Source organism: Erwinia sp. 2186, assembly GCF_057812255.1.
This window is the reverse complement of the sequence record NZ_CM173824.1, coordinates 68,653-81,572: the sequence shown is the minus strand read 5'-3', so window position 1 is coordinate 81,572 and position 12,920 is coordinate 68,653. Positions and strand designations below refer to the sequence as shown.

The window sequence follows — 12,920 nt, the reverse complement described above, 5'->3', positions numbered from 1 at the left end:
CTTCTGAGCTAATCCTTGCTGACTTCGGTGATTTTTCCATCTTGCGTCATAAGATACGCATTCCCGTGGCGTCTGAACTGCGTGTCGCCATTGCGGGTGCGATAAATCAGCATGAGGATATCTTTATCGATGCAGTTTTTAGGTGGTTTCATGTCAGCGAAGCATAACCTGTCCTCCCGGCCTAATTCCTGATACCCCTCACCAAAACCAAAGATCGTTATGTATCTTGGTCCCCCGGCATCGCTGGGGAGTATTTTATACTTTGAGTAAATAGCGGATTTATTTTTCATCCACCAGTCAATACTGGCGGAGGTTGAAACCGGAAGACGATCAACAAGGATTTCTGCATGAGTGGTATTTTGATGTGCATCGATCACTTTTACGCTTCGGAAATCTAGATAGATATATACGCCTGTGGCAGTCAGCACTAACAACAATATACTTATCATTAACTTTTTCACTTAACGGCTCCATCAATATCTGTTGTCGCTTCTATATGGGTGATAAAGAGACGAAATCTAAATGGGCTAGAACGTTGCAGGACAAACCCGATCCTCAAAAACTGCAACTGATGAAATTTAGGCTTACTGATGTCCAAAAGCTAATCCTTGCTGACTTCGGTGATTTTTCCATCTTGCGTCATAAGATAAGTATTCCCGTGGCGTCTGAACTGCGTGTCGCCATCTCGGGTGCGACTGACCTGCATGAGAATGCCTTTATCGATGCAGTTTTGAGGTGGTTTCATATCAGCGAAACATAGCCGGTCCTCTTGGCCTAATTCCTGATACCCCTCACCAAAAGCAAAGAATGTTATAGATTCTGGCCAACCGGCATTGCTGGGGAGTATTTTATACTTTGAGTAAATAGCGGATTTATTTTTCAACCACCAATCAATACTGGTCGAAGTGGAAAGAGGCAGATGATTAACAATTATTACTACCGAATACGGTGTAAGATGCACATCTATAACCTTAACTTCCCGGCCATTTAAATAAAAATAGACACCTGATGCCATAAACACCAATATGGCCAATGTGATAAACAGTTTTTTCACTACCTGCTTCCTTGTATATCGATAGTTGCTTCCATATTTGTCATAAATGGACTGAATCCAAACCGGTTAAATCTCTGTAAAACGAACCAGATCCTAAAAAAGTGAAACTGATGGAATCTTTGCTTACTGATGTCATTTACGTCCAGGCCAAAGTGATCCTGCCCGGTATACTTAACTTTTGCTCTCCAGCGATTTCCCCGGATATCCAGACTGATAATCTCGATATGCGTAGCATAGACATCATGAACAGTGATTCCCAATCCATTAATTTTATCAAAAACTAATGAGTCGAACTTCGGTAATACCTTATCACTGACACTATCGGTGATAGTGATGATTTCCTTCTGTGGAAAACCTTCTTTATCAAAATTGACGTTATCGTTAATGACCTGTTGGATTCCCAATCGAGTGCTTTTTTCAGAATCATCATTAAGGATCTGTTCACGATATCCCCTGTCCAGCTGCAAATCTCGGAACGGTGCGCCGTTCGCCGTTTGCATATGGCTGAACATTTGATTGATCAGATTTCTAAAGGGGCCATATATGGAAAAAGGCAGCGATGTGACCTGAAGTTCATCAAACAGCAGTCTCGCACACTCCTCGACACTGACTTTCCCCGCCCTTTTATCGCCATAGACGCCGGCAAAGCGCGATTGCGGGTTATTGAAGGCCGTCAGTCGTGTCAGCGTGTAAGGGTCAACGACGTTAGAGAGGGTGCTGAGGGCAAACTCGTCTTTCAGCCGTGATTCGGTAATGTCGCCGCAACGCATATCATCGGTGCCGTAATCGTCGAATGATCGCTGCGTGGAGAAGATAGTCTGCGGGAAACGGGCCATCGTCATCTGCGTTACTCCTTGTAACGGGAAATCCCTATTTTATTCAGACAGGCTTTTTATCAGGGGCGAATAACGAAACTTTACGTCAGATTAATCATGCAGAAAAGTGATAAACCTACAAAACAGCAAGTTTATTTTTAGGCTGTTGGCAGAAGGCGTTAATAGATTTGCTAATCTTAACTTATATCCCCCCCTTCATCATTAAGCAAATCCGTATTTCCGTGGCATCCCTGTTACCATTCTAAATTACTGCTTCGATTAACCGGCATCGGGATAGTCTTTATTATTCAATTCTCAGATTGGTTTTTATTTAAATTAAAAAGCCGCGATTAAGCGGCTTTAAGGTAACAAAGGTCGTGCGCGATTGCCTGCAAGTAAACCCGCCCGGCGACGCCAGGCCAGGTCAGTCCGCCGTTAATCTCGCACCAAAAACTTCTCGATAATGTCTTCGCGCGGCTCGACGCCCAGGCCAGGCTCTGACGGCAGCCAGGCGTAACCGTCTTCAATGCGCACCGGGTTCTTCGCCAGCGAGCGGCTGATTTCACCCGGCTCAACGCAATATTCCATTACCAGCGCATTCTCGATGGCGCAGAGGAAGTGCAGCGAGGCGGCGGTGTTGATGTCGGTGGTGAAGTTATGGTTACACACCTTACGGCCCCGGCTGTGGGCATAGTTGGCGATTTCAATCGCCTGGGTAAAGCCGGTGCGGGTCAGGTCGATCTGCACGATATCAATGCCGCCTTCATCAATCAGACGCTGGAAGCCGCTGACCGAACACTCCTGCTCGCCGGCCGCAATATGCTGCGTACAGGCGGCGGAAACCTGGCCGTAACCGGCAAAGTTATCCGGGTGCAGCGGCTCTTCAATCCAGAACAGGTTGAACGGATCGAAACGTTCGGCACGGCGAATGGTGGTTTTGGCATCCCACGCGTGGCCGACGTCGAGCATCAGGTCGACATCGTCGCCAATTGCGTGGCGAAGTGCGTCGAGATAGCGCATATCCAACGCCTCATTTTCACCAAACGGTTCCCAGCCAAACTTCACGCCGGTGTGGCCGGTATCGACCGCATGACGGGCGCGGGCCACAGTGTCATCAATGCTGTACTGGAACATATTGGAAGAGTAGACGCGCATTTTGTCGCGCATCGCGCCGCCCAGCAAATCGACAATCGGTTTATCCAGCGCCTTGCCTTTGATATCCCACAGCGCGATATCAATACCGGCCATCGCCTGGATCACCGCGCCGTTGCGGCCGTAATAGATGGTCGCTTTGTGCATTTTGGTCCACAGGCGCTTGGTGTCCAGCGGGTTCTCGCCAATCAGCAGCGATTTCAGGCCGGTGACCATGGTGTGGGAATACGGCGCGTCAATGATCGCTTTGGTCGCGTACGGGCTGCCGTCCACTTCGCCCCAGCCGACATAACCGGCATCGGTGGAGATTTTAATCAGCAGCGCATCCTGCGAGCTGTCGGTGCGCTTTTCAATGTTCGGCAGCCGTAAGTAAAAGGCTTCTACGTCGGTAATTTTCATCAAGTCGGTTTCCTGGTGGCAAAATAGTGAAGCAAAGGCGGCGTTACTCTGCCTGAGAAAGCAATTTGCGGCGTTCCGCGATTATTTTTTCGTAATCCACGTCCAGCGACTGCACGCGGATATGTTGTTCAATTTCGTCCGCCATTTTGCGGATATCGCCTTCGGCAAACACATCCACCAGACGCTGATGCTCCTCGATAATCGCCGCCATCGATTTGCCCATGGTCGAGAGGCCGAATATCACCGTCAGCTGGCGGGCGATGGACTCCCACAGATTGCTCAGCACCGGGTTCATTGCAAAGCTGCACAGCGTGCGGTGAAAAGCGGTATCGGCGGAGGCAAAACCGTACACGTCCTCGCGCTGCTGCATCAGTACCAGCTCTTCCACGCTCTGATTAAGAATGCGGATCTCGCGGGGGCCGTTGCGCCCCGCTTCAATCGCCCGGCGGCAGGCCAGCGTTTCCAGCGGAATGCGCACGTCGATAATCTGCTCCAGCCGCTGATGCGAAATCTCCATCAGGCGGATGCCTTTATACGGCTCGCTGGAGACAATCCCCTGGCTTTCCAGAATGCGCAGCGCCTCGCGGATCGGCACCCGGCTCATACCCAGGCGGGTCACCAGGTCCGGCTCGGACACCCGGTCGCCCGGCAGTAATAATCCCCGCGAGGCGGCCGAAAGAATGGCATCCACCGCGTGATCCACTAAGGTACGTGGCCTGGCGGGTGCCCAGCTGTCGTCAATATTCTCTTCGTCGAGCAAAGGCGCGTTAACCTGTTTTCCCGTTTTACGCGCGGGGGTCGCGGATTTTGCGGCCATAGCACTGTCCTGAATTAATGGGTACGGGTCTGGAACTGGCCGAAACCGGGTTCCACCTGCATTTCGCCCTCGCTGAAGACCGTCACGCCACGGATTATCGTGCGGACCACCTTGCCCTGGCAGGTCATGCCTTCAAAGGCGCTCCACTTGCCGAGGCCCTGGAAGTTCGCCCCTTCCACCGTCCAGCTGGAAGCCGGATCGTAAAAGGCCAGGTCAGCGTCAAAGCCCAGCGCGATAGCGCCCTTCTGTGGATAAAGATGGAAGGCTTTTGCCGGGCCAGTGGCGGTCATGCGCGCGATATCCTGCAACGACACGCCGCGTTTGAGGTGTCCTTCACTAAAGAACATCGGGCCCAGCGTTTCCACGCCGGTCAGGCCCATGCCGGCATCCCAGATGGTTTCCAGACCGGCCTGCTTCTGTTCCGGGGTATACGGACAGTGATCGGACGCCAGCACGTCAATTTCGCCACTTTGCAGCACCTGCCACAGCGCATCCACCACCGGACGCGGGCGGATGGGCGGCCCGCAGCGGGCGTTGGGACCGATGCGCACCAGATCTTCTTCATCCAGCATCAGGTAGTGCGGGCAGGTTTCGAAGGTCGCGCGGACGGCCGGGCGGGAATCGGCAATCAGCTGCGCGGCTTTGGCCGAACTGACGTGGACGATATGTGCCCGTGCGCCGGTGGCTTTGGCAATCTGCAACACGCGTCCAACCGCTTCAATCTCGGCGATTTCCGGACCGGCCAGCGCGTGGGCGCGGGTATCTTTGCGTCCGGCCTGGCGCAGTTCGCTGCCTGCGCCGATCAGAATGTCGTGGTTCTCGGCATGGACGCCAATCAGGCCATCAAAGGTTTTCAGTTCGCGCATCGCGCGCAGCAGGCCGTCGTCGTTCAGACGCGGCAGCCCCTTCTCATCGGTCGCCTCACCGTTCACCGCGCCGCTGCACAGAAAGGCCTTAAAGGCCACGGCACCGAGCGCATCCAGCTCCGCCAGCTGGCTGACGTTGTTGCCGTCCAGCCCGGCCCACATGGCGAAATCCACCGAGCAGCTACGGGCCAGCATCTCGCGTTTGGAAATGAAGTTTTTGGTTGTGGTCGCCGGCGGCAGCGAGTGCGGCATTTCGACAATGGTGGTCACGCCGTGCGCGGCGGCACCGCGCGTCCCTTCCCGCAGTTCCTGCTCGGGGAAGTCGTGCGAACCGGTGAAATGGGTGTGCACATCAATCGCGCCCGGCAGGATCACCAGCCCGGCGGCATCAATAATCTCGTCGGCCTGCGGCAGCGTGGTGCCGCGCGCGAGGATCCCGGCGATTTTGCCCTGGTCGATCAGCAGATCGGCCTGCACTTCGCCGCTTTCCAGTACCACCAGGCCATTAATAATCAACGTCTTCATGCCGTTTCTCCTGTTAAGGTTTCACGCTGGCGGCGAGGGACACGTCCACCAGCGCGGCAAAAGGAACCGGGATTGCCGGGCTCAGCCAGCCGGCGTCGGTCAGCAGCCGCGCAAAGCGGTCGAAATCGTCCTGCATCATCAGCGGAGACGCCGCAAAGACCTTCGCCTGCAGATAGGCATCCAGTCCGGTGACCAGCGCCGCTTCAGGGTAATCGGCATACCAGGGCTGAATCTGCGCTGCCAGCGCCTGCGCGCTGTGCTGCTGCAACCACTGCTGCGCGGCGTTCATCGCCGCCGTAAAGGCGAGGAACGCCGCATGTTTGGCGGCCAGCACGTCACGCCGCGCAATATAGGCACTCCACGGAATATCGCCGCACAGCGGTGCCAGGCTGGCGATGCTGTGCAGCTCGCCACGCGCAATATAAGGTGCCAGCGCGTGCATCGAATGCAAGGCGTAATCGGCTTCGCCACGGCTGACGGCAGCCATATCGGCCGCTTCGTCGCCGCTGCCGGCAATCAGCTCAACCTCGTTTTCAAGCTGGTGCTGACGCAGCAGCCAGGTGAAGCTCAGGGTCGCCGTGCCGACGTTGCCGACATCAATCACCCGCTTGCCGCGCAGGCTTTGCAGGCTAAACCCGCCGTCCGCAGTGCCGGCCGCGAGGAACCACGGGTTGGCAGACACCGCAGCAGCAAAGCACAGCAGTTCCGGGCCGTTTTCCTGATGATTTTTCATCATCACCATCGGGCCGCCAATGGTCAGATCGGCCTCGCCCGCAATCACCGCCGGTACCTGGCCACCCTGCACGGTGTGACCGCCGGATTCTGCGGTGGTGAAGTTGACGCGAAGGCCGTGCTTCGCAAACAGGCCGAGGCTGTCGGCCAGATACTGCGCGCAGTAATAAATGCGGGATTCGCTGCGGTCGCCCTGGTTAAGCGTTAAAAGCATCGTCATCAGACGGGTTCTCCGGCAGAGGTAAGAAACGACGGGTTCAGCTCGCGGATTTCGCTGACGCCGCACCAGTGGCTGAGGGCGGTGATTTCATTCACCCAGCCCGACAGCAGGCCAAATACCGCCTCTTCGCCACCGGCCACCAGCGCGCTTATCACCGGACGGACCACCAGCGATAATGACGCGCCCAGGCAGGCGGCGACCACCGCATCGGTGCCGCTGCGCACGCCGCCATCCAGTACCAGATCGCCGTGATACTGCTGACGCAATGCGGCCAGCTGTTGCACCGGCGTGGCCCAGCGCGAACTCTGGCGCAGGCCGATATTGGAGGCAATGATGCCCTGACAGCCGACGTTCTGCGCCGCAACCGCATCGTCAGGATGCAGAATGCCTTTTACCAGCAGCGGCAGCTGATGCCTGGCCGCCATTTCGCACGCCTGGCGCAGTTCGTCCCAGCCCCAGCACGGGAAAGCCGGTAACGCCTGCACGCCAGGCCCGGTGGAACCGATGGTTTTCATGCCGCGCTGCCGCAGCGCCTCACCAATCGAAAATCCGCCGGGCTGCAGGCCGGCAACCGGATGAACCGGCGCCAGCACCGTCAGAATAATGCCCTTTGCGCCGCATTCGGCGGCATGGGCGATCAAACCTGCAATGCGGGAGAGATCGCCCGCCGCGCGTAGCTGCAGCCAGCAGCCGTCATACACCGCACAAATCTCCTTCAGCGGCGTGACCGTCTCCTCAGAGATGGCCAGCGGCAGCTTCAGACGCTTGCAGGCGCGGGCAATTGGCAGCAGCCCTTCGGGATGGAAAATCGCGTCACCGGCAAACGCGCCGACGCCAAGCGGTGCCGCCCAACGCTGTCCGGCAAATTCAACCTGGGTGTTAATGCCTGTGTTGGCGCGCATCACGCGGGGCAGCAGGCGATAGCGTTGCAGGTCCTGACTGTTGACGTCGCAAGCGTCCAGCAGCGCATCCGCCGGCTGGCCCATCATATAGCGGTACAGCGGCTCGCCCAGACGCTGGCGGCTCTCCAGCTGGAAGGGCAGCCCGTTGGCTGACTCAGGCATGGTGACTCTCCTGATGGTCCTGTTCGTGTTTCAGGAAGGTGGCAAACGCGTCGGTTTCCGGCTGTTTCAGAATCGATGGCGGGCCCTGCTCAATCAGCTGGCCGCCCTGCAGGAACACCACGCGATCCGCCACGCTGGCGGCGAAGGCCACGTCATGGGTACTGATAATCATGGTGATGCCGGTTTGTGCCAGATTACGGATGGTCTGGTTAACTTCACGCACCAGCTCCGGATCCAGTGCCGAGGTCGGCTCATCAAACAGCAGAATACGCGGCTCGGCGGCGAGTGCGCGGGCGATGCCAACGCGCTGCTGCTGGCCACCGGACAGTTCGTGCGGCAGGTTGGCAACGAAATCACCCAGACCCACCGCCCGCAGCGCACGTAAGCCTTTCGCGCGCGCCAGCTCTTCCTGCACGCCCTGCACCCGCAGCGGAATGCTCATGGCGTTATCCAGCGCGGTCAGATGGTCAAACAGGGCAAAATGCTGGAAGACAATGCCGATGCCGGAACGGGCGCGGTTCATCGGCAGCAGGCGTTCCGGCAGCGCGCGGCCGCTTTCGTCGTAGCCCATGATGTGGCCTTCGGTGGCAATTTTGCCGCTGGAGCGTGGCGTCAGCGCCAGAATCGATTTCAGCAGCGTACTTTTACCGGAACCGGAGCGGCCCAGCAGCACCACCACTTCGCCACGGCGAATATGCAGCGACAGATCCTTCAGCACCGGCTTGCTGCCGTACTCCACGCAAAGGTTGTCGATTTCCAGCACCGTGGCGGCTTTGTTGGTGTCCCAGCGCTGTTTCGGCAGCGCGACCCCTTCGGCCTCCACCGGCATCGGCAATCTCTCCAGCCGCAGACGGGCGCGGCGGGCGCGGTCTTCAAGGTTGTAGTGACGCTCAAGCCACCACTGGCCGCCGGCCAGCAGCGAGGAGAGGATCATATAGATGCCGCCTGACGCCACCAGCACCGGAATAAACAGGAAGTTCTGTGAAACGATGGTCTGCCCACGCATGGTCAGTTCGTTCACGCCGACCACCGAGGCCAGCGAGGTGGATTTCAACAGGCCTACCGCTTCGTTGCCCATGGTTGGCAGAATGGCACGCAGCGCCTGCGGGATAACCACATGGATCATCTCTTTGGTCCGTGAATAGCCAAAAGCCTGCGCGGCGGTGCGCTGATTGCGATCGGTAGCGAGAATGCCGCCACGGATAATTTCCGCGCAGAAGGCGGTTTCGTTGATCATCAATGCCAGCAAGGCACTGAGAAAAGGACTGAAGCGCAGGCCAAACTGCGGTAATACGTTGTACAGCAGGATCAGCTGTAACAGGACCGGCGTGCCACGCAGAATATAGATATAGACCTGCACAGGAAAACGGATAATCCAGTGGCGGGAGGTGCTGGCCAGCGCCAGAAAGAACCCAATAATCACCCCACCTGCCAGCGCACCCACCAGCAATTCCAGCGCGATAACGGCACCCTGCCACAGATACGGCAGGGTTAAATACTTCAGAAAATCATCCACGCGCTTTCTCCCGCTGTCGGACGCTTACCTTACCCCGGCCCTGCAGCAGCGTTCGCCGCAGGGCCGGTCGTTCACTGACCTTACGGCTTACCCTTTATCGACGGCGATACGCTGTGCGCTGGCGCCCTGCCCCCAGTAATCCAGCAGTTTTTTCTGCGCGCCGCTCTCCTGGATCACTTTCATCGCATCCAGCACCGCATGACGCATCACGGTGTTGTCTTTGGCGATTGGGAAACCGACCATGATTGGCAGGTCGACGGTGAAGGCGGTGTCGAAGCCTGGGTCGGCCTTGGCAATTTCACGCGCGGAGCCCGCTTCGGTCAGGTAGATATCCGCACGGCCGCTTTTGATCGCCTGAATGCTGTTATCGGTGTTTTGCACCATCAGCATGCCCACTTCCGGCTTACCGGCCGCTTTGCATTTTGCCGTCTGCTCCGGCACCAGCTTGGTGGCTTCGTAAGTGCCGGCCGCCGCCGCGACGGTTTTGCCGCACAGGTCATCGGCAGAGAGGATTTTCTTCGGGTTGCCCTTGGCGACGATCGAACCGTCCTGCACCTGCACCGACGCCACAAACGCAATCTGCTTCAGACGTTCAGGGGTGACGTACAGCATCGGGCCGATATCGGCACGGCCGCTGGAGATCGAGGTCAGCAGCACGTTGAACGAACCGTTCTGATAGGTGTGCTTGAAGCCCAGGCAGCCGCCGATGCGATCGAACAGCGACGGGTCCAGACCTTCAATCACCGTTGGATCGGCCGCAGATGGCGCTTCGAAGCCTTTGGTGTAGCCGCCCAGACCCACCACCACGTCCTTGCCAACCAGCGAAGGATATTTGGTTTGCAGCGTTTTACACTGCGCCATCGCACCGAACGCGTCGGCGGAAGGTGTAACCGGGTCCGCAGCCTGCGCGGAGAGAGAGACCAGTGCGCCGGTCAGACCGGATACGAACAAAGCGATGCGTGCTAATTTCATGAAAAGATTCCCCTGGTGCTGGTATGTGTGGAAGCGATGACCTGCAAGAAATGAATCACGTTCGACTGCGTTTGTTGGTGTTGGCGTAAGATCAATAACCGTTCTCTTTACTCACCCGGTTTATCAGCGGCTCTTTGGCCAGGTACCGTTCGAGGTTCTGCTCGAACAACGTCAGGCAACCGTCGAGATAGGCGCCGTGGTCGTCCAGACTGCAATGCGGCGTGATGATCAGCCGCGGGCACTGCCAGAGCGCGTCGCCTTGCGGCAGCGGCTCCTCGTTAAACACATCCAGTACGGCACCGGCCAGTTGCCCGGCGGTCAGCATGTCGCTGAGGGCGTCGTAGTCAAAAACCCTGGCCCGACCGACGACGATCACCCCGGCACGCGCCGGTAATGTCGCCAGGCGTTGACGGCTGAACAGCCCGTCGGTGGCAGGCGTCAGCGGCAGCGTGGAGACCAGCACATCGGTATCGGCCAGTTCGGCATCCACGTCGGCGATGCGGATACAGCGCGCAACGTCAGCGGTGGTCTCTCCGCTGCGGGTCACGCCCGTTACCTGATAGCCCTGACGGGTCAGTAACGCTGCGGCGGCTGAGCCGATGCCGCCCAGCCCAAGCAGCAGCACTTTTTTACCGCGCGCGCAGCCGCCGAAAGTCGGACGCCACTGCTGACCGGCCTGATCCTGCAGAAAGCCGGGAATGCCGTAGTTGAACATCAGCGCCGACATCAGAATAAACTCCGCACCTTTGTCGCCATGCACCCCGGAAGCGTTGGTGAGCTGCACCGCGTCTGGCCACTTCTCCAGCCAGCTCTCCACGCCCGCCGACATCACCTGCACCCAGCCGAGCGTTGAGGCGGATGACAGATGCTGATACAGCGGGAATTTGCGGCCGGCCCAGACGATATCGGCCGCCGTTAAAAAGTCGGCGATCCGCTGCGGATCGCTGTTTTCACTCAGCGTAAAGCGTCCGCGCAACGCCGGGTTGGCTTCCAGACGTTGCATCAGCACGGCCTGCGGCAGTTGCAGCGCGTCAGGGCCGGCCGGGTCGTTTTCAATGTGAATATGCATGCTGTTCTCCCGCGCCTCAGCGCATTGCCGTCACTTCCATCTCAACCAGTAAATCCGGGTGGTTGAGCTGGATGCCGACCGTGGCACGGGCCGGGTACGGGAAGGCGAAATATTCGGCGTAGACGTCATTCAGCTGCGAGAACAGCGACAGATCGGTGAGGAAAATGGTGACGCGAACCACGTTGTCGAAGGTCATGTCAGCCTGGCTCAGCAGGTCACCGACGTTTTTCAGCACCTGGTGGGTCTGTTCCTGAATGGTGTTGCCGACGATGGTCGCGGTGTAGGGGTCAATCGCCACCTGGCCGGAAATAAACAGCATCGGTTCATGCAGTACCGCAGCCGACAGCGGCGCAGGGCCCATCGGACGGTCTTCCGGATTCATACCTGGGTAGCAAATAGCCTTTTTCATATGCGTCTCATCGTGCGGTTGATGCAGCCAAATTCGTATACGATTAGACGAAAGTCAACGCGCGAATTTTCACCAAACGGTCAGATTTGCCGCACTGGTATGGTGATCGCGGTCGATAAAGTGCGTGGGATTTCGAATTAAAGGGGTGTTAAATCATTTGCTTAGGCATCATCGCCCGTTCTCTGTCGTCGGCGAAAAAAGCGGCTGGACAGAACGTATACGATTTTCTGATGATAGCGCCTGGCAGGGTAATCAGCAGCAGAATGCGCCGATCTGCCAGGCTGTTGAGGCGCTGTCTGGCTATTGCCCGTTACAGCGGGCTGACACTCTGGCGGTCAAAGGGTATACTGACGCCCACTTTTTATAACCTCTCGTATCGCGTGCGGATCCAACATGCAAAAGTTTGATACTAAAACCTTTCAGGGACTGATCCTGACCTTACAGGATTACTGGGCTCGCCAGGGCTGCACCATTGTTCAACCACTGGACATGGAAGTCGGCGCCGGCACCTCTCACCCCATGACCTGCCTGCGTGCGTTAGGCCCTGAGCCGATTGCGGCCGCCTACGTTCAGCCGTCACGCCGTCCAACCGATGGACGCTACGGCGAGAACCCGAACCGTCTGCAGCACTACTACCAGTTCCAGGTGATCATCAAGCCTTCACCGGACAACATTCAGGAGCTGTACCTGGGCTCGCTGAAAGAGTTGGGCATGGACCCGACCATTCACGATATCCGTTTCGTGGAAGATAACTGGGAGAACCCAACGCTGGGCGCATGGGGCCTGGGCTGGGAAGTGTGGCTGAACGGCATGGAAGTGACGCAGTTCACCTACTTCCAGCAGGTTGGCGGCATGGAGTGCAAGCCGGTCACCGGTGAGATCACCTACGGTCTGGAGCGTCTGGCAATGTATATCCAGGGGGTGGACAGCGTTTACGATCTGGTCTGGAGCGACGGCCCGCTGGGCACCACCACGTACGGCGACGTGTTCCATCAGAACGAAGTGGAGCAGTCCACCTACAACTTCGAATACGCCGACGTCGACTTCCTGTTTACCTGCTTCGAGCAGTACGAGAAAGAGGCACAAAGCCTGCTGGCGCTGGAGAAACCTCTGCCGCTGCCGGCCTACGAACGCATTCTGAAAGCGGGCCACACCTTCAACCTGCTTGATGCGCGTAAAGCCATTTCCGTCACCGAGCGTCAGCGCTACATTCTGCGCATTCGCACCCTGACCAAAGCCGTGGCTGAAGCCTACTATGCGTCTCGCGAGGCGCTTGGCTTCCCGATGTGCAATAACAAGAAAAAATAAGA

The 12,920-nt window shown here is 57.5% G+C and carries 14 protein-coding genes; 1 reads left to right on the top strand and 13 read right to left on the bottom strand.

Annotation, left to right across the window (positions count from 1 at the left end; genetic code table 11):
• Nucleotides 1-8: 8 nt before the first annotated feature.
• The 13 genes from ACXKZG_RS00375 to ACXKZG_RS00315 form a co-directional block, all read right to left on the bottom strand.
• Nucleotides 9-461, bottom strand: coding sequence for a DUF943 family protein (locus ACXKZG_RS00375; RefSeq protein ID WP_242600520.1), 453 nt, complete (start codon nt 459-461; stop codon nt 9-11).
• On the bottom strand, nt 458-559 hold the full coding sequence (locus tag ACXKZG_RS00370; protein ID WP_488876298.1) for a hypothetical protein: 102 nt from the start codon (nt 557-559) through the stop codon (nt 458-460). The genes ACXKZG_RS00375 and ACXKZG_RS00370 overlap by 4 nt, the downstream gene beginning before the upstream one ends.
• 42 nt (nt 560-601) lie before the next feature.
• On the bottom strand, nt 602-1,054 hold the full coding sequence (locus tag ACXKZG_RS00365) for a DUF943 family protein (protein WP_488875524.1): 453 nt from the start codon (nt 1,052-1,054) through the stop codon (nt 602-604).
• Nucleotides 1,054-1,896 carry a DUF3289 family protein gene (locus tag ACXKZG_RS00360; RefSeq protein WP_488875523.1) on the bottom strand — a complete coding sequence of 281 codons (843 nt, stop codon included), beginning with the start codon at nt 1,894-1,896 and terminating at the stop codon, nt 1,054-1,056. The genes ACXKZG_RS00365 and ACXKZG_RS00360 overlap by 1 nt, the downstream gene beginning before the upstream one ends.
• A 408-nt stretch (nt 1,897-2,304) precedes the next feature.
• On the bottom strand, nt 2,305-3,420 hold the full coding sequence (locus tag ACXKZG_RS00355; RefSeq protein ID WP_488875522.1) for a mandelate racemase/muconate lactonizing enzyme family protein: 1,116 nt from the start codon (nt 3,418-3,420) through the stop codon (nt 2,305-2,307).
• 43 nt (nt 3,421-3,463) lie between these two features.
• A complete protein-coding gene (locus tag ACXKZG_RS00350) occupies nt 3,464-4,237 on the bottom strand; it encodes a GntR family transcriptional regulator (protein ID WP_206404556.1) in 774 nt (257 codons plus the stop codon).
• Nucleotides 4,238-4,251: 14 nt separating this feature from the next.
• Nucleotides 4,252-5,628 (bottom strand): dihydroorotase, encoded by a 1,377-nt coding sequence (locus ACXKZG_RS00345; protein WP_488875521.1) that lies wholly within the window; start codon nt 5,626-5,628, stop codon nt 4,252-4,254.
• A 13-nt stretch (nt 5,629-5,641) separates the two neighbouring features.
• Entirely contained in the window at nt 5,642-6,580 is a 939-nt protein-coding gene (locus ACXKZG_RS00340) for an ABC transporter substrate-binding protein (protein WP_488875520.1), read from the bottom strand.
• Nucleotides 6,580-7,644: an alpha-hydroxy acid oxidase gene (locus tag ACXKZG_RS00335; protein ID WP_488875519.1), complete on the bottom strand. Its 1,065-nt coding sequence runs from the start codon at nt 7,642-7,644 to the stop codon at nt 6,580-6,582. Before ACXKZG_RS00335 ends, ACXKZG_RS00340 begins: the two co-directional genes overlap by 1 nt.
• Entirely contained in the window at nt 7,637-9,160 is a 1,524-nt protein-coding gene (locus ACXKZG_RS00330; protein ID WP_488875518.1) for an amino acid ABC transporter permease/ATP-binding protein, read from the bottom strand. The genes ACXKZG_RS00335 and ACXKZG_RS00330 overlap by 8 nt, the downstream gene beginning before the upstream one ends.
• A gap of 87 nt (nt 9,161-9,247) precedes the next feature.
• On the bottom strand, nt 9,248-10,132 hold the full coding sequence (locus tag ACXKZG_RS00325) for a transporter substrate-binding domain-containing protein (protein WP_488875517.1): 885 nt from the start codon (nt 10,130-10,132) through the stop codon (nt 9,248-9,250).
• 91 nt (nt 10,133-10,223) lie between these two features.
• Nucleotides 10,224-11,201 carry an NAD(P)-dependent oxidoreductase gene (locus ACXKZG_RS00320; protein ID WP_013204504.1) on the bottom strand — a complete coding sequence of 326 codons (978 nt, stop codon included), beginning with the start codon at nt 11,199-11,201 and terminating at the stop codon, nt 10,224-10,226.
• A gap of 16 nt (nt 11,202-11,217) precedes the next feature.
• Nucleotides 11,218-11,610, bottom strand: a complete 393-nt coding sequence (locus ACXKZG_RS00315) for a Rid family detoxifying hydrolase (RefSeq protein ID WP_346568328.1) — start codon at nt 11,608-11,610, stop codon at nt 11,218-11,220.
• Between the two features lie 393 nt (nt 11,611-12,003).
• On the opposite strand from ACXKZG_RS00315, the gene glyQ reads away from it, so the two are divergent.
• Nucleotides 12,004-12,918: a glycine--tRNA ligase subunit alpha gene (gene glyQ / locus ACXKZG_RS00310; protein WP_013204507.1), complete on the top strand. Its 915-nt coding sequence runs from the start codon at nt 12,004-12,006 to the stop codon at nt 12,916-12,918.
• The last annotated feature ends 2 nt before the right edge of the window (nt 12,919-12,920 follow it).